The organism is Corynebacterium afermentans subsp. lipophilum (assembly GCF_030408375.1).
Lineage (GTDB): Bacteria > Actinomycetota > Actinomycetes > Mycobacteriales > Mycobacteriaceae > Corynebacterium > Corynebacterium lipophilum.
The window spans coordinates 1,277,980-1,300,185 of the sequence record NZ_CP046530.1 but is presented as its reverse complement, the minus strand read 5'-3'; the positions used below and the strand labels follow the sequence as shown (position 1 = coordinate 1,300,185).

At 65.3% G+C, this 22,206-nt stretch carries 22 protein-coding genes; 19 read left to right on the top strand and 3 right to left on the bottom strand.

The genetic code is table 11. The features are described 5' to 3' along the window. Window positions 1-48: 48 nt before the first annotated feature. The 16 genes from aspS to CAFEL_RS06150 all read left to right on the top strand — a co-directional run bounded on the left by aspS (window position 49) and on the right by CAFEL_RS06150 (window position 16,987). Window positions 49-1,872, top strand: coding sequence for an aspartate--tRNA ligase (gene aspS / locus CAFEL_RS06225; RefSeq protein WP_194559351.1), 1,824 nt, complete (start codon window positions 49-51; stop codon window positions 1,870-1,872). Between the two features lie 7 nt (window positions 1,873-1,879). Continuing rightward, window positions 1,880-3,142 (top strand): protein kinase family protein, encoded by a 1,263-nt coding sequence (locus CAFEL_RS06220; protein WP_194559350.1) that lies wholly within the window; start codon window positions 1,880-1,882, stop codon window positions 3,140-3,142. Between the two features lie 66 nt (window positions 3,143-3,208). Then, window positions 3,209-4,516, top strand: a complete 1,308-nt coding sequence (locus CAFEL_RS06215) for a replication-associated recombination protein A (protein ID WP_228496221.1) — start codon at window positions 3,209-3,211, stop codon at window positions 4,514-4,516. Window positions 4,517-4,589: 73 nt separating this feature from the next. Beyond that, complete coding sequence (gene alaS / locus CAFEL_RS06210) at window positions 4,590-7,256, top strand: alanine--tRNA ligase (protein WP_194559349.1); 2,667 nt, start codon at window positions 4,590-4,592, stop codon at window positions 7,254-7,256. Window positions 7,257-7,399: 143 nt separating this feature from the next. Beyond that, window positions 7,400-7,888, top strand: a complete 489-nt coding sequence (gene ruvX / locus CAFEL_RS06205) for a Holliday junction resolvase RuvX (RefSeq protein WP_194559348.1) — start codon at window positions 7,400-7,402, stop codon at window positions 7,886-7,888. A 2-nt stretch (window positions 7,889-7,890) separates the two neighbouring features. Beyond that, on the top strand, window positions 7,891-9,039 hold the full coding sequence (locus CAFEL_RS06200) for an endolytic transglycosylase MltG (RefSeq protein WP_290171964.1): 1,149 nt from the start codon (window positions 7,891-7,893) through the stop codon (window positions 9,037-9,039). Window positions 9,040-9,042: 3 nt separating this feature from the next. Then, entirely contained in the window at window positions 9,043-9,861 is an 819-nt protein-coding gene (locus CAFEL_RS06195; RefSeq protein ID WP_194559347.1) for a shikimate dehydrogenase, read from the top strand. A 10-nt stretch (window positions 9,862-9,871) separates the two neighbouring features. Continuing rightward, entirely contained in the window at window positions 9,872-10,297 is a 426-nt protein-coding gene (locus CAFEL_RS06190) for a prepilin peptidase (protein ID WP_290171963.1), read from the top strand. A 37-nt stretch (window positions 10,298-10,334) separates the two neighbouring features. Beyond that, window positions 10,335-11,558 (top strand): chorismate synthase, encoded by a 1,224-nt coding sequence (gene aroC / locus CAFEL_RS06185; RefSeq protein ID WP_194559345.1) that lies wholly within the window; start codon window positions 10,335-10,337, stop codon window positions 11,556-11,558. 149 nt (window positions 11,559-11,707) lie between these two features. Continuing rightward, complete coding sequence (locus tag CAFEL_RS06180) at window positions 11,708-12,223, top strand: shikimate kinase (protein ID WP_194559821.1); 516 nt, start codon at window positions 11,708-11,710, stop codon at window positions 12,221-12,223. 31 nt (window positions 12,224-12,254) lie between these two features. Next, entirely contained in the window at window positions 12,255-13,307 is a 1,053-nt protein-coding gene (gene aroB, locus CAFEL_RS06175; protein WP_194559344.1) for a 3-dehydroquinate synthase, read from the top strand. A 2-nt stretch (window positions 13,308-13,309) separates the two neighbouring features. After that, on the top strand, window positions 13,310-13,744 hold the full coding sequence (aroQ, locus tag CAFEL_RS06170) for a type II 3-dehydroquinate dehydratase (protein WP_194559343.1): 435 nt from the start codon (window positions 13,310-13,312) through the stop codon (window positions 13,742-13,744). Next, window positions 13,744-14,835: an aminopeptidase P family protein gene (locus tag CAFEL_RS06165; RefSeq protein WP_194559342.1), complete on the top strand. Its 1,092-nt coding sequence runs from the start codon at window positions 13,744-13,746 to the stop codon at window positions 14,833-14,835. Before aroQ ends, CAFEL_RS06165 begins: the two co-directional genes overlap by 1 nt. Before the next feature lie 51 nt (window positions 14,836-14,886). Next, window positions 14,887-15,450, top strand: a complete 564-nt coding sequence (gene efp, locus CAFEL_RS06160; protein WP_194559341.1) for an elongation factor P — start codon at window positions 14,887-14,889, stop codon at window positions 15,448-15,450. Beyond that, window positions 15,450-16,031, top strand: coding sequence for a transcription antitermination factor NusB (gene nusB, locus CAFEL_RS06155; protein ID WP_194559340.1), 582 nt, complete (start codon window positions 15,450-15,452; stop codon window positions 16,029-16,031). Before efp ends, nusB begins: the two co-directional genes overlap by 1 nt. A gap of 113 nt (window positions 16,032-16,144) precedes the next feature. Next, window positions 16,145-16,987, top strand: a complete 843-nt coding sequence (locus tag CAFEL_RS06150) for a PPK2 family polyphosphate kinase (RefSeq protein ID WP_194559339.1) — start codon at window positions 16,145-16,147, stop codon at window positions 16,985-16,987. Here the strand turns inward: CAFEL_RS06150 and CAFEL_RS06145 are convergent. Genes CAFEL_RS06145 through CAFEL_RS06135 form a run of 3 tightly spaced genes read right to left on the bottom strand, consistent with a single transcriptional unit; the run spans window position 16,984 to window position 19,270 of the window. Continuing rightward, a complete protein-coding gene (locus CAFEL_RS06145; protein ID WP_194559338.1) occupies window positions 16,984-17,460 on the bottom strand; it encodes a YbjN domain-containing protein in 477 nt (158 codons plus the stop codon). The genes CAFEL_RS06150 and CAFEL_RS06145 overlap by 4 nt on opposite strands. Beyond that, a complete protein-coding gene (locus tag CAFEL_RS06140; protein WP_290171961.1) occupies window positions 17,460-17,942 on the bottom strand; it encodes a YbjN domain-containing protein in 483 nt (160 codons plus the stop codon). The genes CAFEL_RS06145 and CAFEL_RS06140 overlap by 1 nt, the downstream gene beginning before the upstream one ends. After that, window positions 17,939-19,270, bottom strand: a complete 1,332-nt coding sequence (locus CAFEL_RS06135; RefSeq protein WP_194559337.1) for a TIGR01777 family oxidoreductase — start codon at window positions 19,268-19,270, stop codon at window positions 17,939-17,941. Before CAFEL_RS06135 ends, CAFEL_RS06140 begins: the two co-directional genes overlap by 4 nt. 130 nt (window positions 19,271-19,400) lie before the next feature. Here CAFEL_RS06135 and pyrR point away from each other — a divergent pair, with 130 nt between their 5' ends. Genes pyrR through CAFEL_RS06120 form a run of 3 tightly spaced genes read left to right on the top strand, consistent with a single transcriptional unit; the run spans window position 19,401 to window position 22,203 of the window. Then, entirely contained in the window at window positions 19,401-19,976 is a 576-nt protein-coding gene (gene pyrR / locus CAFEL_RS06130) for a bifunctional pyr operon transcriptional regulator/uracil phosphoribosyltransferase PyrR (protein WP_194559336.1), read from the top strand. Then, entirely contained in the window at window positions 19,973-20,923 is a 951-nt protein-coding gene (locus CAFEL_RS06125; protein ID WP_194559335.1) for an aspartate carbamoyltransferase catalytic subunit, read from the top strand. Before pyrR ends, CAFEL_RS06125 begins: the two co-directional genes overlap by 4 nt. Continuing rightward, window positions 20,920-22,203 (top strand): dihydroorotase, encoded by a 1,284-nt coding sequence (locus tag CAFEL_RS06120; RefSeq protein WP_194559334.1) that lies wholly within the window; start codon window positions 20,920-20,922, stop codon window positions 22,201-22,203. The genes CAFEL_RS06125 and CAFEL_RS06120 overlap by 4 nt, the downstream gene beginning before the upstream one ends. Window positions 22,204-22,206: the final 3 nt, after the last annotated feature.

The following is a 22,206-nucleotide window of genomic DNA, read 5'->3' as shown; positions in this document are numbered from 1 at the left end:
AGACTTTGCCAGGTTAGATTCGCCATCACGTGGAAGGACGTGGAAACCGTGCTGCGCACTCACCTTGCGGGGAACCTGAATAAAGAACTCGAAGGCCAAACTGTCACTCTCACCGGCTGGGTGGCCCGCCGTCGCGACCATGGCGGCGTGATCTTTATCGACCTGCGAGACCGCTCCGGGCTGGCCCAGGTGGTCTTCCGTGAGTCCGCGGTTGCAGAGGCCGCGCACGACCTGCGCAGCGAGTACGTCATCCAGGTCACCGGCACGGTCGAGCCGCGCCCGGAAGGCTCCTCGAACCCGAACCTCGCCTCGGGCGAGATCGAGGTCAATGTCACCGACCTGAAGGTGCTGAATAAGGCGGCGGCGCTGCCGTTCCAGATCGAGGACGCATCCTCCAGCGAGGTCGGCGAGGAGGCGCGTCTGCGCTACCGCTACTTGGATCTGCGCCGCGAGCGCCAGGCGAAGGCGATGCGTCTGCGCGCGAAGGCGAACCAGGCAGCGCGCCGTGTGCTGGACAACCACGACTTCACCGAGATTGAAACCCCGACGCTGACGCGCTCCACTCCGGAGGGCGCGCGTGACTTCCTCGTGCCGGCACGCCTGAAGCCGGGCTCCTGGTACGCGCTGCCGCAGTCGCCGCAGCTGTTCAAGCAGCTGCTCATGGTGGCCGGCATGGAGCGTTACTACCAGCTGGCACGCTGCTACCGCGACGAGGATTTCCGTGCGGACCGTCAGCCGGAGTTCACCCAGTTGGACGTTGAGGCCAGCTTCGTGGACCAGGACGACATCATCGAGCTCGCCGAAGAAATCCTGGTGGAGCTGTGGAAGCTGATCGGCTACGACATCCAGACGCCGATCCCGCGCATGACCTACAAGGAGGCGATGGAAAAGTACGGCTCTGACAAGCCTGACCTGCGCTTCGACATCCCGCTGGTGGAGTGCACCGAGTTTTTCAAGGACACCACCTTCCGCGTGTTCAAGGCCGAGTACGTCGGCGCCGTGGTCATGGACGGCGGCGCCTCGCAGCCGCGCCGCCAACTCGACGCGTGGCAGGAGTGGGCGAAGCAGCGTGGCGCCAAGGGTCTGGCCTACATCCTGGTCCAGGAGGACGGCGAGCTGACCGGCCCGGTGGCCAAGAACATTACCGACGAGGAGAAGGCCGGCATCGCCGAGCACGTCGGCGCGAAGCCGGGCGACTGCATCTTCTTCGCTGCCGGCGAGACGAAGGCGTCCCGTGCGCTGCTGGGTGCAGCCCGCGGCGAGATTGCTCGCAAGCTGGACTTGGTCAAGGACGGCGACTGGGCGTTTACCTGGGTCGTTGACGCGCCGCTGTTTGAGCCGGCCGCTGACGCCACCGCTTCCGGCGACGTCGCGCTCGGCCACTCCAAGTGGACCGCCGTGCACCACGCCTTTACCTCCCCGAAGCCGGAGTTCCTGGACAACTTCGAGAAGAATCCGGGCGAGGCGCTCGCCTACGCCTACGACATCGTGTGCAACGGCAACGAGATCGGCGGCGGCTCCATCCGTATCCACGAGCACGATGTGCAAAAGCGCGTGTTCGAAGTTATGGGCATTACTGACGAGGAAGCGGACGAGAAGTTCGGCTTCCTGTTGGATGCGTTCCAGTACGGCGCCCCGCCGCACGGCGGCATCGCCTTCGGGTGGGACCGTATCGTGTCCCTGCTCGGCGGCTTCGAATCCATCCGCGATGTCATCGCCTTCCCGAAGTCTGGCGGCGGCGTGGATCCGTTGACCGACGCCCCGGCGCCGATTCCGGCGGAGCAGCGCAAGGAGACCGGCGTGGACTTTAAGCCGAAGAAGGATGTCGAGGGCAAGGGCAGCGAGGCCGAGGCGGCAGGCGCCGAAAAGTAGGCCAGCGATGGGCGATACGCAGGAGATCATCCGCGCAGCCGCCGACATACTGACCAGGCGCTATGGCGGAGAGCAGCAGCTTGTGGACGTCGAAAGGCTCGACGGCTCAGGGCTGGCGGACGTGTTCCGCGCGCGCGTGGTCAACAACCCGTTTTTTCAGCACCGCTCGGTGGTGGTGAAGCATTCGCCGGCTACCGGTGACGAGCTGGCGGACGCGGCATTTTTGCGCGAGACGGTGGCGTACCAGTTCGCGACGTCGTTAAGCGAGGAAGTGCGCCCGGGCCCGGTGCTGCTGGGCTACGACACCGCACAGCGCATCCTGATCATCTCGGATCTGGGTGACGGCCGCACACTGGCGGACTTGCTGCAGGACGCGGACCCGGAAACCCACGTGGACCTGCTGCGCCGGCTCGGCCGGGCGCTGGGCAAGATGCATGCCGGCACCGCGGACGACGAGGACGCGTTCAACGTGCTGTTCCAGCGCATGACGCGTTCGCGGAAGAACGCGGCGAACTTGCAGCTGCTGCGTGATCGCCTACTGTCGCACCGCATCCGCATCGGCGTGGAGTTTTTGGAAAACGCCGGCATCGAGATTCCGGGGGAGGTCCGGTTCGCGGCCACAAATGTGCGCACCCGTCTGCTGCGGGGCGGGATGCGCGCGTTCACGCCGTTCGACTTGACCCCGGACAACGTCATCCAGACCGACAACTCCTTTCACTTCCTGGATTACGAGTGGGCGGGCTTCAGGGATGTGACCTTCGATGTGGCGTTTGTGGTTGCACGCTTCCCGGTCTATCTTGCGGCGCAGCCGTTTAACGCGGAAGCGACCGAGGCGTTCGTTGACGCCTGGGTGAGCGAAGTGCGAGGCATCTGGCCCAGCGTGGAGCACCCGGATACACTCCAAGCGCGGATCACTGCAGGCCTTATCGGTTGGGCAATGAGCAGTGTGGCGATGCTGGATCCGGTCAGTCCGGCCGATTTGTTGGAGCACGACGCCAAGCTCAAAGAGGACTTCGACGCTGCCGGTCTCGACGTGTCTGACCTCGGGCCGCTTGAGGCGGGCGGAGAAACGGAAGAGCATCCTGCAGACCATGCTGGTGACGTTCTGCGTCCGTACTCGGAGGGGCCGTTCACCGCAGACGAGGCGCTGGTGCGCAGGGATTTGCGTGAGACGTTCGAGTCCCTTGCAGCATTCGCGGGCACCGGCAAAGACCCCGCTTATCAAACGATAAACCACTTCGCCCAGACGCTGGCTGAGCGCTTGCGATAAGGAGAGGTCTGGTTGGAGCAAGAGGGACTTTTCTCCGCGGCCGCAGGGCGAGATGGCCGCGGTGAGCTGGGAAACCGCGGCACCGCCTTTTTCGAGGCGGGGGCATCCGCCCCTTTGGCCGCGCGCATGCGCCCGCGGACCCTCGACGAGATCGCAGGCCAGCGTCACCTGCTCAGCGAAGGCAAGCCGCTGCGCAGGCTTATCGACGGCTCTGGGGCCGCCTCGGTGATCCTCTACGGCCCGCCGGGCACCGGCAAGACCACCATCGCATCGCTGATCGCGTCTGCGATGGGGCAGAACTTCGTCGCCCTGTCGGCGCTGTCCTCGGGCGTGAAGGAAGTGCGCGCCGTGATTGACGAAGCACGTCGAGACCTGATTCGCGGCGAGAATACCGTGCTTTTCATCGACGAGGTGCACCGCTTTTCCAAGACCCAGCAGGACGCGTTGCTGGCCGCGGTGGAAAACCGCACCGTGCTACTGGTCGCGGCCACGACGGAGAATCCGAGTTTCAGCGTGGTTGCGCCGCTGCTGTCGCGCTCGCTGCTGCTGAAGCTGGAGTCTTTGAACGAGGACGACCTGCGCGGGGTGCTGGACCAGGCGATGGCAGACGAGCGCGGATTCGGCGGCGAATTCGAGCTTGACGGCGCCGCACGGGACCAGCTGGTCCTCCTCGCCGGCGGCGACGCCCGCCGGGCGCTGACCTATCTGGAGGCTGCGGCCGAGGCGGTGCAGCCGGGGGAGACCATCACCGTCGACACCGTTAAAGAAAACGTGAACCGCGCGGTGGTGCGCTACGACCGCGACGGTGACCAGCACTACGACATCGTCAGTGCGTTCATCAAATCTATCCGTGGCTCCGACGTGGATGCCGCACTGCACTATCTGGCGCGGATGATTGAGGCGGGAGAGGACCCGCGTTTCATCGCCCGCCGCCTGGTCATCCACGCTTCCGAAGACATCGGCATGGCGGATCCGACCGCGCTACAGACCGCCAATGCGGCGGCGAACGCGGTGCAGTTCATCGGCATGCCCGAGGGAAGGCTCGCCCTTGCGCAGGCGACAATCCACTTGGCCACGGCGCCGAAGTCGCCGTCTGTGATCCAGTCCATCGACCGGGCGTTGTCGGACGTGCGCGCAGGCCATGCCCCGCCGGTGCCGGCGCACTTGCGCGACGGGCACTACGAAGGCGCGAAGGCCATGGGCAATGCGGTGGGATATGTCTATCCGCATGATGATCCTTTGGGCGTCGTCAAGCAGCAGTACATGCCCGACGGTCTCGAAGATGCTGTCTACTACGAACCCACCGACCATGGTGCAGAGCGGCGCATCAAAGACTTCATTGGGAGGTTGCGTGCCCTCGTCCGCGGACGGTGACACCGGGCTGCGCCCGGGCGCGGGGTAGAGTAAGCGCGGATAAAAACCGGCGCTGCTGAAAGGACAATCACGCGTGCAAACCCATGAGATCCGAGAGCGGTTCACCAACCACTTCGTCGAGGCTGGCCACACCCCGGTGCCGAGCGCCCCGCTGATTCTGGACGACCCGACACTGCTGTTCGTCAACGCCGGCATGGTGCCGTTCAAGCCGTATTTCCTGGGCGACCAAACTCCGGATTTCAAAAACGGCACCGCCACCTCCATCCAGAAGTGCGTGCGCACCCTGGACATCGAGGAAGTGGGCATCACCACCCGCCACAACACGTTCTTCCAGATGGCCGGCAACTTCTCCTTCGGCCAGTACTTCAAGGAAGGCGCGATCACGCTCGCCTGGACCCTGCTCACTGGCGCTGTCGAAGACGGCGGGCTGGGCCTGGATCCGGAGCGCCTGTGGGTGACCGTTTACCTGGACGACGACGAGGCGGCATCGATCTGGCGCGACAAGATCGGCATCCCGGAAGAGCGCATCCAGCGCATGGGCATGGAGGACAACTTCTGGTCCATGGGCATCCCCGGTCCCTGCGGCCCCTGCTCTGAGATCTACTACGACCGTGGCCCGGAATACGGCGTCGAGGGCGGCCCGATCGCCGACGACAACCGCTACATGGAGATCTGGAACCTCGTGTTCATGGAATCCATCCGCGGCGAGGGCGACAAGAAGGGCAACTTCGAGATCGTCGGCGAGCTGCCGCAAAAGAACATCGATACGGGCATGGGCATCGAGCGTGTGGCTTGCCTGCTCCAGGGCGTGGACAACGTCTACGAGACCGACCTCCTGCGCCCCGTCATCGACGCCGCTGTCGAGCTGACAGGAGCGAAGTACGACGCCGGCAACAAGGACAACGATGTCCGCTTCCGCGTCGTCGCCGACCACGCGCGCACCGGCATGATGATCATCCTCGACGGCGTGACCCCCTCCAACGAGGGCCGCGGCTACATCCTGCGCCGCCTGTTGCGCCGCATCATCCGCTCCGCGCGCCTGCTGGGCGCCACCGGCCCGGTGATGGAGACGCTGATGAACACCATCATGGACACCATGACCCCGTCTTTCCCGGAGATCGCGGACAACCGCGAGCGCATCCTGCGCGTTGCCGTCGCTGAGGAGAAGGCGTTTTCCAAGACCCTGGAGGCGGGCACCTCGCGTTTCGACGAGGCCGCGTCCGCCGTGTCCGCATCCGGCGCCAAGGTCCTGCCGGGCGCGCAGGCCTTCGAGCTGCACGACACCTACGGTTTTCCGATCGACCTGACCGTGGAGATGGCGCGCGAGGCCGGCCTGGACGTGGACATGGACGCCTTCAACGCCGCGATGCAGGAGCAGCGCGAACGCGCCAAGGCAGACAACAAGGCGAAGAAGCACCGCAACGTGGACGAATCGCTCTACCGCGAGTGGGTGGATGCGAACCCGACCGAGTTCGTCGGCTACGACCAGCTCACCCACGACGCGAAGGTGATCGGTCTTGTGCGCGGCGGAGAAAAGGTCGGCGAGGTCTCCCAGGGCGACGAGGTCGAGGTCATCCTCGATGTCACCCCGATGTACGCCGAGTCCGGCGGACAGATGGCCGACCGTGGCCGCCTGCTCATGGGCGAGACCATCCTCAACGTCAACGACGTCCAGCGCGTGGGCAAGAAACTGTGGCTGCACAAGGCCACGGTGCAAAACGGCGGGCTCGATTTGGGCTCCACCGTCACTGCTGAGGTCGACGGCGCTTGGCGCCACGGCGCGCGCCAAGCGCACTCCGCGACCCACTTGATCCACGCGGCGATCCGCCAGGTGCTCGGCCCCACCGCAGTCCAGGCTGGTTCCTTGAACAAGCCGGGTTACCTGCGCTTCGACTTCAACTACACCGACCAGCTCACGGACGCGCAGCTGCAGGAAATCGCCACCATCACCAACCAGGCGGTGGACGCGGACTTCGCTGTCAACACCATTGAAACCTCTCTCGACCATGCGAAAGAGATGGGCGCGATGGCGCTGTTCGGCGAGAGCTACGGCGACACCGTGCGCGTGGTGGAGATCGGCGGGCCGTTCTCTGTCGAGCTGTGCGGCGGCACCCACGTCGAGCACGCCTCCCAGATCGGCCCGGTGGCCGTCCTCGGTGAGTCCTCCGTCGGCTCCGGCGCACGCCGCATTGAGGCCTACTCCGGCATGGATTCCTTTAAGTACCTGTCCAAGGAGGCCGCACTCGCGTCCGGCCTGGCTGCGGAGTTGAAGGCCCCGACCGAGGAGCTGCCGGACCGCATCGCCCAGCTCAGCGAGCGTCTGCGCGCGGCAGAGAAGGAAATTGCGAACCTGCACCGCCAGCAGCTTCTGGCATCCACCGCCAACCTGGCGGATGAGGCGCAGACGGTGGGCGAGCACCGTGTCGTCGCAAAGCACCTGCCCGAAGGCATTACCACTGGCGACCTGCGCACGATCGCCAACGACCTGCGCGGCAAGCTCCAGGCAGAAGACGCTGTGATCGTGCTGCTGTCCCAGGTGGGCGGCAAGGTCTCCCTGGCCGCTGCCGCAACGCAGCAGGCTGTGCAGTCCGGTGTGAAGGCCGGCGACTTGGTGAAGCTGATCGGGCAGTACGTCGACGGTAAGGGCGGCGGTAAGCCGGACCTGGCGCAGGGCACCGGTGCGAACCCGGCCGGAATCGAGGATGCGCTGCGCGCAGTGCGTGAGTCGCTCGCGGAGTAATCGGCGCTGTAATGCGTGACACGCCGAGGCAGCACCCCGCCGGTTCCACAGGAAGCCGTTAGGTTTAACCAAGGCCAGTTGACAGCCCCGCCGTTAACCGGTCTGTTACCCACGTAGCCGTCGAGGGCGGAAAGGAAACACGGATGAAGGTGCAGCCAGACACCCCGGGGTTCGACGACCCGGGGCAGGGGCGCCGCATCGGCATCGATGTTGGCACCGTCCGGATCGGCGTCGCCTCTTCAGACCAGGACGCGACGCTTGCCACCCCGGTGGAAACGGTCCGCCGGGTCACTGGATTCAAAGACCGCGACGGCGAGGACATCGAGCGCTTGCTTGAGCTTATCGACGAGTTTGAGGCCGTGGAAGTCGTCGTCGGGCTGCCGTCGAACCTCAACGGCGACGGCTCCAAGAGCGTCAAGCACGCAAAAGAAATTGCCTTCCGCATCAAACGCCGCAGCGACGTGCCTGTGAAGATGGCGGACGAGCGGTTGACCACGGTCGCCGCCACCCAGGCGCTGCGTGCCTCCGGTGTGCGGGAAAAGGACGCGCGCGCCGTGATCGACCAAGCGGCGGCGGTAGAGATTCTGCAATCATGGCTGGACGGCCGTAAAAACTACCTCAAGGAGAATTAACCGTGACCCCACGACAGGCCGCCATGCGGCGCACACGAAGCACCGCGGTGCTGGTTACTTCGCTCCTGCTGATCATCGGCCTGATCGCCTGGATTGCTATCGCCCGCGGCAACAACGTGTCCGACTTCGAAGGTGCAGGCAATGGCGAAGAGCAGGTAGTGCAGATCAAGGAAGGCGCGAACCTTTCCGCGCTTGGTCCGGAGTTGGAGGAGCGCGGCATCGTCGCCTCCGACAACGCGTTCCAAACTGCCGCGGCGAACAACGCGAACGCCGACAATATCCAGCCGGGCTTCTACCGCCTGCAGGGAGAGATGAGCGCCGACTCCGCGGTGAACGCGCTTTTGGATCCGCAGCAGCGCATTACTCCGTTGCAGGTCTACGGCGGAGCGACCTTGATGGACATCAATATCCTCGGCGGACAGAAGCGCTTGGGAATTTTGACCATGATTCAGCAGTCCGCCTGCGGTGAGGAACCGGCGCCGGACTGCGTGAAGCTGGAAGAGCTGAACAAGGTTGCTGCGGAAGCGGACCCAGAGGCCCTTGGCGTTCCGGAGTGGGCGCGTGAGACCGTTGCCGGCCGGGCTGGCGACGCGAAGCGGCTCGAAGGCCTGATCGCCCCGGGCGAGTACATCATCGACCCGCAAGCGAGCGCCGAGGAGATCCTCACTGACCTGATCACGCGCTCCGCTAAGCAGTACGAGTCCACCGACATTGTCGGCCGTGCCAAGGCGGTCGGCTTGACCCCGTACGAGCTGCTCACGGCAGCGTCCCTGGTCGAGCGCGAGGCTCCGGCCGGCGAGTTCGACAAGGTCGCCCGAGTGATCCTGAATCGTCTAGACGAGCCGATGCGCTTGGAATTCGACTCGACGGTCAACTACGGCCTGCCTTCCGTTGAGGTTGCCACCACCGACGAGGACCGAGGCCGCGTCACCCCGTGGAACACCTACGCCATGGACGGCCTGCCGCAGACCCCGATCGCTTCTCCGTCCATCGAGGCCATCGAAGCAATGGAAAACCCGGCCGAAGGCAACTGGCTATTCTTCGTCACCGTGGACAAGGACGGCACGACCATCTTTAACGACACGTTCGAGCAGCACCTTGACGACACCCAGCGTGCGGTGGATTCTGGCGTGCTGGATTCGCAGCGCTAACCCATGGAGACCACGCACCGCGCCGCGGTCCTCGGCTCGCCGATCGAGCACTCGCTCTCCCCGGTGCTGCACAGCGCCGGGTTTCAGGCGTTGGGCTTGGACGGCTGGGAGTACTCCCGCATCCTCTGCGAAGCGGACGATCTGCCAGGCATTGTGGGGGAGGCAGACGAGACGTTCCGCGGCTTTTCGGTGACCATGCCGTGCAAGTTCGCGGCGCTGGACTTCGCTGACGAGGTCACCGAGCGTGCGCTTCAGATTGGTTCCGCGAACACGCTCACGCGTATCGACGGCGGCTGGCGCGCCGACAACACCGATTGCGAAGGCGCCATGGTGGCGCTGCAGGAGCTGCTGGGAGAGACCCCGGTAAAGCGCGCAATTCTGGTCGGTGCGGGCGGCACAGCTCGCGCCGTGATATGGGCGCTGCGCGAGATCGGATGCGAGCAGGTGACCGTGGTCAACCGCTCGGACCGCGCAGCGGAATACGTGGAACTGGCGCAGGGCATGGACGTGTCGTTCTGCACCTTCGACGCCGACCTTGAAGCGGTTGCTTTGGAAGCGGACGTTGTCGCCTCCACCGTGCCCGCGGATGCACTGGAGCAGCATGCCAAGGCGCTTGGGCACGCGCCGGTGTTCGACGTGATTTACAACCCGTGGCCCACGTCGTTGGCCGTGAGCGCCGCCTCGAACGGCTACCCAGTGGTGGGCGGGTTGTCCATGCTGGCGGGGCAGTCTTACGCCCAGTTCGAGCAGTTCACCGGGGTTGATGCTCCGCGGGAGGAGATGCGCCAGGCGCTGTTGCGCCACTGGGAGCAGAACCACTAACCTCACTGGCGTGGGGACTGGGGGATTCGCCGCCTATGCGGCAGGGGCAGTTTTTCTTGCATGGTCGGTGCTGCTGTGCGTCTTCGATATCCGCGAGCGCAGGTTGCCGGATGCCCTGACGGGGCCGCCCGCGGTCGCAGCTTTGGCCGCCTGCCTGTGGCAACCGTCCCTGGCGTGGGGGCTGCTGTGGCCGGGGTGGTATCTGCTGGTGGGCCGAGGCATCGGTGGGGGAGACATCAAGCTCGCAGTCCCGCTCGGCGTGGCGTGCGCGGCGGCCGGCGGGCCCCTTGGAGTCGTTGCCGGATTTGGGCTATCGGGCCTGTTCACCGTAGGTGTGGCGGTGGTGTTTCGGAAGCGTTCTGTTCCGCATGGCCCGTCGATGCTCTGCGCGCTGTGGGTGCTGTTTCCTTTTTTGTGTATGTATTCGGGGGTTTAAGGGCAGATTCGCACAGTGCTTGTGCAAGAATGTCGCCATGCTTCGTTGGACAACGGCCGGTGAATCGCACGGCCAAGCCCTCATTGCGCTGGTGGAAAATGCGCCGGCAGGTCTGCCGGTGCGTAAAGATGAGATTGCCCATCAATTGGCGCGGCGCCGCCTCGGCTACGGGCGTGGCGCCCGCATGAAGTTTGAAGCCGATGAGCTCACCCTCCTCACCGGAGTGGTGCACGGAACTTCAATCGGCAGCCCCATTGCCATCCAGATCGGAAATACGGAGTGGCCGAAGTGGACCACGATCATGTCCGCCGAGCCAGCGGACATGCAGGACCCCGATGTGGCGAAGGCGATGGCGTCGGGGCGCGGAGCGTCGCTGACCCGCCCGCGCCCGGGCCACGCGGACTTTGCAGGAATGATCAAGTATGGCTTTGATTCCGCGCGCCCGGTGCTTGAACGCTCGTCTGCGCGCGAGACTGCCGCGCGCGTGGCGGCGGCGACCGTGGCCCGCAGCTTTCTGCGCGAAACGCTGGGCGTCGAGGTGTTCTCGCATGTGATCTCCATCGGTGAGTCCGCACCGTACGCGGGCCCGCATCCGAGTTTCAAAGACATCGAGGCTATCGACGCCTCCCCGGTGCGCGCCTACGACAAGAACGCGGAAGCGGACATGGTCGCCCGCATTGAGGCGGCGAAGAAGGACGGCGACACCCTCGGCGGCATCGTCGAGGTGATCGTGGACGGGCTGCCCGTCGGCCTGGGTTCCCATGTCTCCGGCGAGCGCCGCCTGGACGCGCGCTTGGCGGGCGCGCTGATGGGCATCCAATCCGTAAAGGGCGTCGAGGTCGGCGACGGTTTTGAGGAGGCGCGCCGACGCGGCTCCCAGGCGCACGACGAGATGGTCCGAGGCGCCGACGGCATCGAGCGCTCCACCAACCGCGCAGGTGGCCTCGAGGGAGGCATGACCAACGGCGAGCAGTTGCGTCTGCGTGCGGCGATGAAACCGATCTCGACGGTTCCGCGCGCGCTGAAGACCGTGGATATGTCCACCGGCGAGGCCGCGACCGGCATCCACCAGCGCTCGGATGTGTGCGCGGTGCCCGCCGGCGGTGTGGTCGCCGAGGCGATGGTCGCGTTGGTTTTGGCGCAAGCCGTGTCCGAGAAGTTCGGTGGCGATACTGTGGACGAGGTGCGGCGCAACGTGGAGGCATACCGCGCGTACGCTGCGGACCGGCTCACGTTTGCCCAAGAGGAGGACATGGCATGACCACCCAGGCCGGGGGAGCCCCGGTAGATATCGTGAACGACTTGGTGGATGAACTTGCCCCGGAACCTGCGGCGGGCGAGAAGGGGGCGACGCCGTTCGACGAAACCGACACGCCTAGTGCGACCGAGCTTGTCGCTGCCACACCGACGATGGTGTACGCCGCACCGCGGGTAGTGCTGGTTGGCATGCCGGGGGCCGGAAAGTCCACCATTGGCCGCCGCATCGCCAGCGCGTTGAACCTGCCGATCGTGGACTCCGACTTGCTGATCGAGCAAGGCGAGGGCAAGGCCTGCGGCGAGGTGTACGCGCAGCTGGGTGAGGAGGGATTCCGCGAGCTCGAGGTCGGTTATGTCGCCCGCGCGCTCGCCACCGGCGGGGTAGTCAGCCTCGGCGGCGGTGCGGTCGTCTCCGAGCAGGTGCGCACGCTGCTGCAGCGCCACACCGTTGTGTGGATAGACGTCACCGCGGAGGAGGGCATCCGCCGCACTGCTGAGGACGCGTCGCGTCCCGTGCTTGACGGCGACGACCGAGAGCAGCGCTACCGCGACCTGATGGAGCAGCGCGAGCCGTTGTACCGCGAGGTCTCCAGCTTCCGCGTGCGCACCGACGAACGCCCGCCCCAGCGTGTGGTGGCGGAGATCCTCGGGTTCATCGACGTGGATTAACGTGGGCTAACTCATCAGAAAGGCGAGACGCATGGCCGTAGTTGAGGTCACGGGCCAAAACCCGTACTCCATCCATATCGAGCGTGACAATTCGGACCAGGCTGCCCAGCGTGTCGCACGCATCGGAGCCCGCCGGGCGCTCGTTGTGCACCAGGCACCACTAGCAGATGCGGCAGATCAACTTGCCCGCAGGATTGATGCCGTCGGAGTGCAGCCGGTGACGGTGTGCGTGCCGGACGCGGAAGCCGGCAAAGACCTTGCGGTCCTTTCCAATCTCTGGGACACGCTCGGTGAACACGGTTTTTCCCGCCAAGACGCGGTGATCGGCCTCGGCGGCGGCGCGGTGACGGATCTCGCCGGTTTCGCCGCTGCGACGTGGATGCGCGGCATCAAGGTCGTGCAGGTGCCCACCACGCTGCTAGCCATGGTGGACGCGGCCGTCGGCGGCAAGACCGGAATCAACACCTCGGCCGGCAAAAACCTCGTCGGCGCGTTCCACGAGCCGGACAGCGTCTTCATTGACCTCGCGCGCATCGACACTCTTCCGGAAGCGGAGGTCGTCTCCGGCTCCGCGGAGCTGATCAAAACCGGTTTTATCGCGGACCCGCGCATCCTCGAGCTCTACCAGGACGGTGCCGATAAGCACTGGCCGGAGTTGGTAGAGCGTTCCGTGGCGGTGAAGGCGAGCGTTGTCGGCCAGGACTTAAAGGAGTCCGGCCTGCGCGAAATTCTCAACTACGGCCACACGCTCGGCCACGCCATCGAGCGCCGCGAACACTACTCCTGGCGTCACGGCAACGCGGTCGCGGTGGGCATGATGTTTGTGGCTCACCTGGCATTGGGCAGGAAGCTTATCGACGCACCGTTGGTCGCCCTCCACGAAAAAATCCTGACCACAGCTGGCCTTCCCACCCGCTACGAGGCGGGCGCATTCGACGAGCTGCACGACGCGATGCTGTTGGACAAGAAAAATCGTGACGGCCGCATCCGCTTCGTCGTTCTCGACGGGTTGGGCTCTTGCACCCGGATCGAGGACGCGACGGTGGACGAGATGCGTGCCGCCTATGAGGCGATTTCGGAGTAACGATGAAGATTTTGGTGCTCAACGGGCCGAATTTGAACAGGCTGGGCAAGCGGCAGCCGGAGATCTACGGGTCGGTGACGCTGGCGGACGTCGAAAAGCAAATGCTTGAGCGCGGCGGCGAGCTCGGCCTGGAGGTGGAATGCCGCCAGTCCAACCACGAGGGTGAATTGATCGACTGGGTGCACGAGGCGGCGGATAACGGTTGGGCCGTGGTAATAAACCCCGGCGGATTTACCCATACCTCCGTCGCGCTGCGTGACGCGCTGGTAGAACTGAAAGATCACCACGGCTTTATCGAGGTGCACATTTCTAACGTGCACGCACGCGAGCCGTTTAGGGCGCACTCCTACCTTTCGCCGATCGCCGAAGGCGTCATCGCCGGGTTGGGGGTGGACGGCTACCGGCACGCGCTCGACTACTACGCAAGGAGGCTCTGATGGCACTGGCAGACACCCGATTTGAGGACCGTCGCCGCAAACTGTCCACTAAGCTAGCGGAGCGTCGCATCGACGACATGCTGGTCACGCACCTGACACATGTGCGCTACCTTTCGGGCTTTTCAGGGTCGAACGGCGCCATGCTGGTGTCGAAGGACCGCACCGCCGCCATTGCTACCGACGGGCGCTACACCACCCAGATCGGCGAAGAGGTGCCGGACATCGAGGCCACGATCGAGCGCAACGTCGGTGTCGCCATGCTGTCTACGGCCGCTGAGGGCCACCGCGTGGGGTTCGAGGCCGACTATGTTTCGGTAGCCCAGCTGGAAAAGCTGCGCGAGGCCTGCCCCGAGGGTGTCACCCTCGTCCCGGTCAGCGGGGTGATCGAGGAGATCCGCTTAACCAAAGACAACTTGGAGCTCACACGCTTGACGGAGGCGGCGGAGCTGACGGTCGAGGCGCTCGACGGACTGCTTCAGGCCGGTCAGCTGCGCGCCGGCCGTACTGAGCGCGAGGTGGCCGCGGACCTGGAGTACCGCATGCGGGTCCTCGGCGCGGAGCGCGTCAGCTTCGACACCATCGTCGCCTCCGGGCCGAACTCGGCGAAGCCGCACCACGGCGCGGGCGACCGTGTCATCGCGGACGGTGACCTAGTCACCATCGATTTCGGCATGCACCGCCTCGGCTTCAACTCCGATATGACGCGCACGTTCGCGATCGGTCAAATCGGCGAGCTTGAGCGCGAGATCTACGAGGTGACCCTCGCCGCCCAGCTGGCGGGAGTGGAGGCCGCGGTGCCGGGGGCACAGCTTGTGGACGTGGACAAGGCTTGCCGCGACGTAATCGCAGAAGCCGGCTACGGCGAGTACTTCGTGCACTCCACCGGCCACGGTGTGGGCCTAGATGTGCACGAGGCTCCCAGCGCCGCGAAGACTGGCACAGGCGTGCTCGAAGAGGGCATGACGCTGACTATCGAGCCCGGAATTTACATCCCCGGCAAGGCGGGTGTACGCATCGAGGACACCCTCATCATCACCTCGGCGGCACCGAAGGTGATCACGGAGTACACCAAGGAATTGACTGTGCTGTAACATTGCTGTGTTTGTACACGCCCCGATACCCCCAGGAGGAAGGTACTCAAAATGGCAACTACCGCCGATTTCAAGAACGGCCTGGTGCTGAAGAACGAAGGCAAGCTGCAGCAGATTGTCGAATTCCAGCACGTGAAGCCGGGTAAGGGTCCGGCGTTCGTGCGCACCAAGCTCAAGGATGTCGTTTCGGGCAAGACCGTGGAGAAGACCTGGAACGCGGGCGTGAAGGTGGAGACCGCGACCGTGGACCGTCGCGACATGACCTACCTGTACAACGACGGCACCAACTACGTTGTCATGGACGACAAGACCTTCGAGCAGTTCGAGCTGCCGGCGGAGAAGTTCGGCGATGCCTCCCGTTTCCTGCTGGAGAACATGCGCGTGCAGGTCTCCTTCCACGAGGGCGACGCGCTCTTTGCGGAGCTGCCGATCTCTGTGGACCTGAAGATCGAGCAGACCGAGCCGGGCCTGCAGGGCGACCGCTCCAGCGGCGGCACTAAGCCGGCCACCCTCGAGACCGGTGCCGAGATCCAGGTGCCGCTGTTTTTGGAGACCGGCAACGTGGTCAAGGTGGACACCCGCACCGGCGAGTACCTGTCTCGCGTGAACAACTAATGCCCGATTACAAACGACACGGCGCGCGCTACCGTGCGCGCCGCCGGGCAGTAGACATTCTTTTTGAGGCGGAAACCCGCGACGTCGACCCGGTCGCCATCGTTGAGGACCGTGCGCAGCTGTCGCAGAACCCGCTCAACGCGGTCGCCCCGGTAGCGGACTATACCCGCACCATTGTCGCGGGTGCCGCGGAGAAGCTGGACGATCTCGACGACGCGATCGAGCGCCACCTCAACGAGGACTGGGAGCTGTTCCGCCTGCCCGCGGTTGACCGACAGATTCTGCGCGTTGCCGCTTGGGAGATCCTCTTCAACGACGAGGTGGACGCACCCGTTTCCATCGCCGAGGGCGTGGAGATGGCTGCCGAGTACTCCGGGGCCCAGGCAGCGCCGTACATCAACGTCGTGCTCGACGGCATCGCCCAGCGCGCAGCGTCCAACTCGCCGTTCGCCGATGAGGAGCCGGAGGCGGACGCCGAGGACGGGTCTGAGAACGAGGCTGCGGACGGGGCAGCGGAGGTCGCCGAATCCACCGAGGGCCTGGAGGCCGGGGAACCGGCGACGGACGGGACCCGCGGCTAGCACCGGGCCCCGGCAGAAAGTCGAGTAGAGGAGGTCGAGTACACGCCCATTGAGCGGCGTACTCGACCTCCTTCACTCGACTTCCAGACCGAACACCACCGAAAGGAACCGAAATGTCGAAACTCACCGTCGAGGAAGCCAAGCAGTTTTTCGTGGGCCCCGATTTCCAGCTCGCGGATGTGGACCCGGCCGCCACCCCAGGAGTCTCGGACGTGGACGACGCCTTCAACGACTACGACGACGACCTGGACGAGCTGCAGGAGATGCTCTTCGCCAACGGCCGTGTTGGCAACGATAACGCCGGTTCGATTCTGCTGGTGTTGCAAGGCATGGACACTTCCGGCAAAGGGGGCATTGTCCGCAACGTCATCGGCGCGACCATGGACTTGCAAGGCGTGCACGTCCAGGGCTTCGGGCGGCCGACGGAGGAGGAGGCGGCGCACGACTTTTTGTGGCGCTTTACTCCGCACTTGCCCAAGCCGGGGCAGATCGCGGTATTCGACCGCTCTCACTACGAGGACGTGCTGGTGCAGCGCGTGAAGCAAATGGCACCGCCGGAGGAGATTGAGCGCCGCTACGGCGCGATCGTGGAGTTTGAAAACGAGCTGGCGGCCAACGGCACGAAGATCATCAAGGTGATGCCGCACATCTCGCGCGAGTTCCAGGCGGAGAACCTCAAAGACCGCATCGAGCGGGCGGACAAGCACTGGAAGTACAACCCGAGCGACATCGAGGACCGCAAGCTGTGGAGCCAGTTCATGGCCGCCTACCAGATCGCCATGACGCGCACGTCCACCGAGGTAGCGCCGTGGTACTGCATCCCGTCCGACAACAAAAAGTACTGCCGCACGGTGGTCAAGGCATTGCTTTTCGACGCACTAAAGTCGCTCAACCTCGAGTGGCCTGCCGCCGACTTCGACCCCGAGGTTGAGCTGGAGCGCCTGGAGAACTCTTAGTCGGCGGAGTCGGTTTCGCCGTCTGCCGGGGCGGTGCCTGCGGCTTCGGCCTGCTTCTGGATTTCGCTGACGAGCGCGCGCATCGCGTCCTGGGTGGCCAGCACGCCGTCGACGGCGGCCTTGAGCGCGTTGGAGAGCTGGTCGTCCGCAAGCCCCGCGCCGACCTGGATCTCGGACTCGGTGCGCACGACGAGGCTCTCGGTGCGGTTGACCACGATTGCGCGGGCATCCAGATAGGAGCTGTTGACCTGGTTCGCTGCCAGGTACAAAGTGGCGTCCGGGTCGTCGGCCGGTGTGTCGGTGACGGAGTCCGCGCGGACGATGAGCACGGAATCAAGCAGCACGAAAAGAAGGTTGTAGCCGTTGACGTTGGCGTGGGCCGCGCGGCCGGAGGGGTCGTCGGCGACCTCCACGTCGTGGTCGGCCATAGCCTTGATCACGCGGTCGATGGTCACGAGCGTTGCGTTGCTCATTACTGCGGCTCCTCCCAGGTGACAACGGTGGGGAAAGTGTTCTTCAAAAAGTCGAAGGCCTGCAAAGTGGCGTCGATGGAACTGACGATGAAAGCGCCGAGCTGGTTGAACGACGCGCCTTCGGCAACGCGCATCGAACGGATGGCGCTGATGGCTAGCCGGTCCTCGCCACGTTCGAAGAAGCGCAGGGTGGGCGCGAAGTGCGTTTGGTTGTGCTCGTTGCACGCGTAAAGCACCTTCGGCGCCATCTCGCGGGGAAACTCGCCGCGCCACAGCGCCTCGAACACGAGGTGGTCGCCGTCGATGGCGACAACGATGGCGGCGTTTACGAAGCCGGAGCGCACCACCTGGTCTTCGATGCGGTACTCGAGGTTTTCCTCCTCGAATATCGCAGCGATCGACTCGGGCGTGACCTTCTCGGTCACGTTGCGTTCGGGGTGCTCGCTCGGCTGGACGGGCTCTTCGGTTTGATCTGTAGTCACGCCTGCGAGACTAGCAGCTGCTCGCGGCCCAACTCGTGGCGCAGGGCTGCGTCGAGGGTGGGGTAGCGCAGCCGCCAGCCGTGCTCGGCCGCCACGGTGGGAAGAGCACGTTGGTCCGCCAGCGCGAGCTCGTGCGCGCCTTCTTCGCCCAGCAGCAGCTTCGGGCCGAACGTCGGGATGGGAAACAGGTCCGGCCGGCGCAGCAGGCGAGCGAGGGTGGAAGACATTTCGGCGTTGGTCACAGGCTCCGGGGCGGTGGCGTTGACGGGCCCGGAGACCGTGTCGTCCAGAAGCGCGCGCACGTAGAAATCGGTGAGGTCGTCCAGCGCCACCCAGCTCATCCAAAAATCCCCGCGCCCGAATTGGGCGGAGAGCCCCGCGTTGACGCTGGCCTTGAGCACCGGCAGCAGTCCGCCCGCGCTGGAAAGCGCCAGCCCGGTGCGGATGTGTACGCTGCGCAACCCCTCGACGCGGGCCGCCTCTTCCCATGCCTCGCAGACCTCGGCCAAGAAGCCTTCGCCGGGACCGTCAGCTTCGGTGCGAGGCACGCTTCCGGCGTCGGTGCCGTAGTAGCCGACCGCGGAGGCGCCGACGAAGACCTCAACGCCGGAGTCCGCGGCCAAACGGGCGAGCTTGCGGGTGGGCTCCACACGCGAGTCGCGGATCTTGCGCTTCTTTTCATCGGTGAACCGGCCCATGATGGTTTCTCCCGCGAGGTGGATCACCCCGTCGACGCCGCGCAGCAGGTCAGGTGCCGGATCGTCCATGTCCCAGTGCCGCTCGCCCGGACGCGCGGTGCCGCGCACCAGTGGGATCACCGTGTGCCCTGCAGTGGTCAGTTGCGCGCGCAGGTGGGTGCCGACGAGGCCGCTGGAACCTGTCATGGCCACCGTCTTCGGGGCGGCATCCGGCAGGGAGGCGAGGAAGCGCAGGTCCTCCACCAACTGGCGCTGGCGGTAGGCCCAAGCTGGGCGTAGCAGGGCTTCTGGGATGCGGGCCGCGACGTCGTCGATAAGCAATGTGCCCTCGCCCGCGTCCTCGAAGCGGTGCACGTGGCGCCAACCGGTAGCCGCGCGCAGCGGCTGGTTCGCCGCGACGTCAGTGAACTGGCCGCCCGCGATGTAGCCGTCGGCGCAGTGGCGCGCGACCCACTGCTGGCCCGCGGGGAGGCGGAACACCGTGGTGCCACTGCGTATCGACGCAGCTTCGCTTTGCACCCGCATCGGCAGGAACCCGGGAGTGAGGCGGGTGACGGCACCCGGGCGGGTGTGCCAGCGCCACACGGTGTCGCGGTCGAAGGGCAAGGTGTACTCGGCGCGGATGCCCATGGAATCCTTCCCGGTTTATACATGCAGGTGCTAAAGTGAAACGCGGTCTCAAGACTACACACGGCCCCGGCAAGTGGGGCCGGTTCGAAATCCTTTAAATTCCGCACTGTGAGGCGGGGAAGGAGGTTCGATGAGTGAGAACGAACGGTCGACCGTTGAGTTGTTGAACGCTCAAGACGTCGGCCGCACTGTTGCACGCATCGCGCACCAGATTATTGAGAAAACGGCGTTGGACGATGAAACCAGCCCACAGGTTCTGCTGTTGGGAATTCCGTCCGGGGGAGTGCCGCTGGCGCAGCGAATTGCAGTAGCCGTTGAAGAATTTTCCGGGGTGGCAATCCCCGTGGGCAGCCTGGACACGACGCTGTACCGCGATGACTTGCGCAACCGCCCCCACCGCGCGCTGCGGCCCACCAATATCCCGGTGGATATCGACGGGGCGGTGGTGATCCTGGTCGATGACGTGCTGTACTCCGGCCGCACCATCCGCGCGGCGCTGGATTCTTTGCGCGACATCGGCCGCCCCGCAGTCATTCAGCTGGCGGTGCTGGTGGACCGTGGCCACCGAGAACTGCCCATCCGCGCCGACTACGTGGGCAAAAACATCCCGACCTCGAAGGACGAGGACGTCACCGTCTCGCTGAAGCCGCTCGACAACGAGGACCGGGTCACCCTGGCCAGGCCTGCAGAGGGAGGCACGAAATGAAGCACCTGATCGACATCGCGGATCTGTCCCGCGAGGAAATTGTCGGCCTGATGGACGAGGCGGACCGTTTCCGCGAGGCGCTGGACGGCCGCGAAATTAAGAAGCTGCCCACCCTGCGGGGCCGCACGGTGATGACACTGTTTTACGAAAACTCCACCCGCACCCGGTCATCGTTTGAGACCGCGGGCAAATGGATGAGCGCGGACGTGATCAACCTGTCCGCCTCCTCGTCGTCGGTGAAGAAGGGCGAGTCGCTCAAAGACACCGCCGCGACCCTGGAGGCGGTCGGCGCAGACGCGATCATCATGCGCCACCCAGCCTCGGGTGCGTCGCAGCTGTTGCGCAAGTGGCTGCCGGAGACCAGCATCATCAACGCCGGCGACGGCCAGCACCAGCACCCCACCCAGGCGCTTTTGGACGCGGTGACCATGCGCCAGCACATCGGCGACGTGGCGGGAAAGACCGTGCTCATCGTCGGAGACATCCTGCACTCGCGCGTGGCGCGCTCCAACGTGGACCTGCTGCACACCCTCGGCGCCGACGTTGTGCTGGTGGCCCCGCCGACGCTGCTGCCCACCGGGGTGCAGTACTGGCCGGCGCGCGTCTCACACGACTTCGACGCGGAGGTCGAGAAGGCGGACGTGGTGATGATGCTGCGCGTGCAGGCTGAGCGCATGCACGGCGGCTTCTTCCCGTCGCACCGCGAGTACGCCACCCTGTACGGGCTGAGCAAGGACCGCGCGAACCGCATGAAGGACTCGGCGCTGATCATGCACCCGGGACCGATGCTGCGCGGCATGGAAATCAACTTCGATGTCGCGGACCGCGACAACGCCGTGGTGCTGGGCCAGGTTTCCAACGGTGTCTACACCCGCATGGCCGTGCTGTTTACCCTGCTGGCCAGCTCTGACGAGCGGGGCAGCGCTGAGGAAGGAGCCATCAAGTGACCACGCTCGCTTTGAACAACGTCCGCCCGTACGGCGAGGACGTGACCCACATTCTCATCGACGTCACCGACGGCGTGATCGACGCGGTCGGGGAGAACCCCTTCGACGACGCTGACGAGGTCGTGGACTGCGGCGGCAACGTCTTGCTGCCGGGCCTAGTGGACATGCACGTGCACCTGCGCGAGCCGGGCCGAGAGGACACCGAGACCATCGCCACCGGCTCCGACGCCGCGGCCAAGGGCGGGTTCACCGCCGTGTTCACCATGGCTAACACCTCCCCGGTGATCGACCAGCCGTTCCTCGCTGAGGCGGTGTGGACGAAGGGCCAGGAGTACGGCAAGTGCGACGTATACCCGGTCGGCTCCATTTCCCAGGGGTTGAAGGGTGAGCAGCTCACCGAGATCGGGCTGATGTCCCGCAGCGGCGTGCGCATGTTCTCCGACGACGGCAAGTGCGTCAACGACCCGCAGCTGATGCGCCGCGCCATCGAGTACGCCAAGGCGCACGATGTGATCCTCGCGCAGCACGCCGAGGACCACCGCATGACGGAAGGCTCCGTCGCCCACGAGGGCGAGCAGGCCGCACGTCTGGGCCTGCGCGGCTGGCCGCGCGTGGCGGAGGAGTCCATTGTGGCGCGCGACGCGATCATGACCCGCGACTACGGCGGCCGCTACCACCTGTGCCATGCCTCCACGGCGGGCACCGTGGAGCTTCTGCGCTTTGCCAAGAACCAGGGCATCGACGTCACCGCCGAGGTCACCCCGCACCACCTCATGCTCACCGACGAGAAGCTCGCGACGTACGACGGCCTGTTCCGCGTGAACCCGCCGCTGCGCGAGGCCCGCGATGCCGAAGCGCTCAAGCAGGCGCTTCTCGACGGCACCGTCGACGTAGTCGCCACCGACCACGCCCCGCACGGCTCCGAGGACAAATGCGTGGAGTTCGAGCACGCCAAGCCCGGCATGCTCGGCCTGGAGACCTCGCTTGCCGTGGTCCACCGCATCTTCGTGGAGTCGGGCGACGCCGATTGGCGCTTCGTGGCCAAGGTCATGAGCGAGCGTCCGGCTGAGATCCTGCGACTTGAGGATCAGGGCCGACCGATCGACGTCGGTGAGCCGGCCAACCTGGTGCTGGTGGACCCGCAGTCGCCGTGGACCGCCTACGGCGATGAGATGGCGTCCAAGGCGTCCAACACCCCGTACGAAGGCATCGAATTTTCCGCCCGCGTGGTTGGCACCTGGCTGCGCGGCACCCAAACCTACGACGCGAAGAAGGCGTAAACC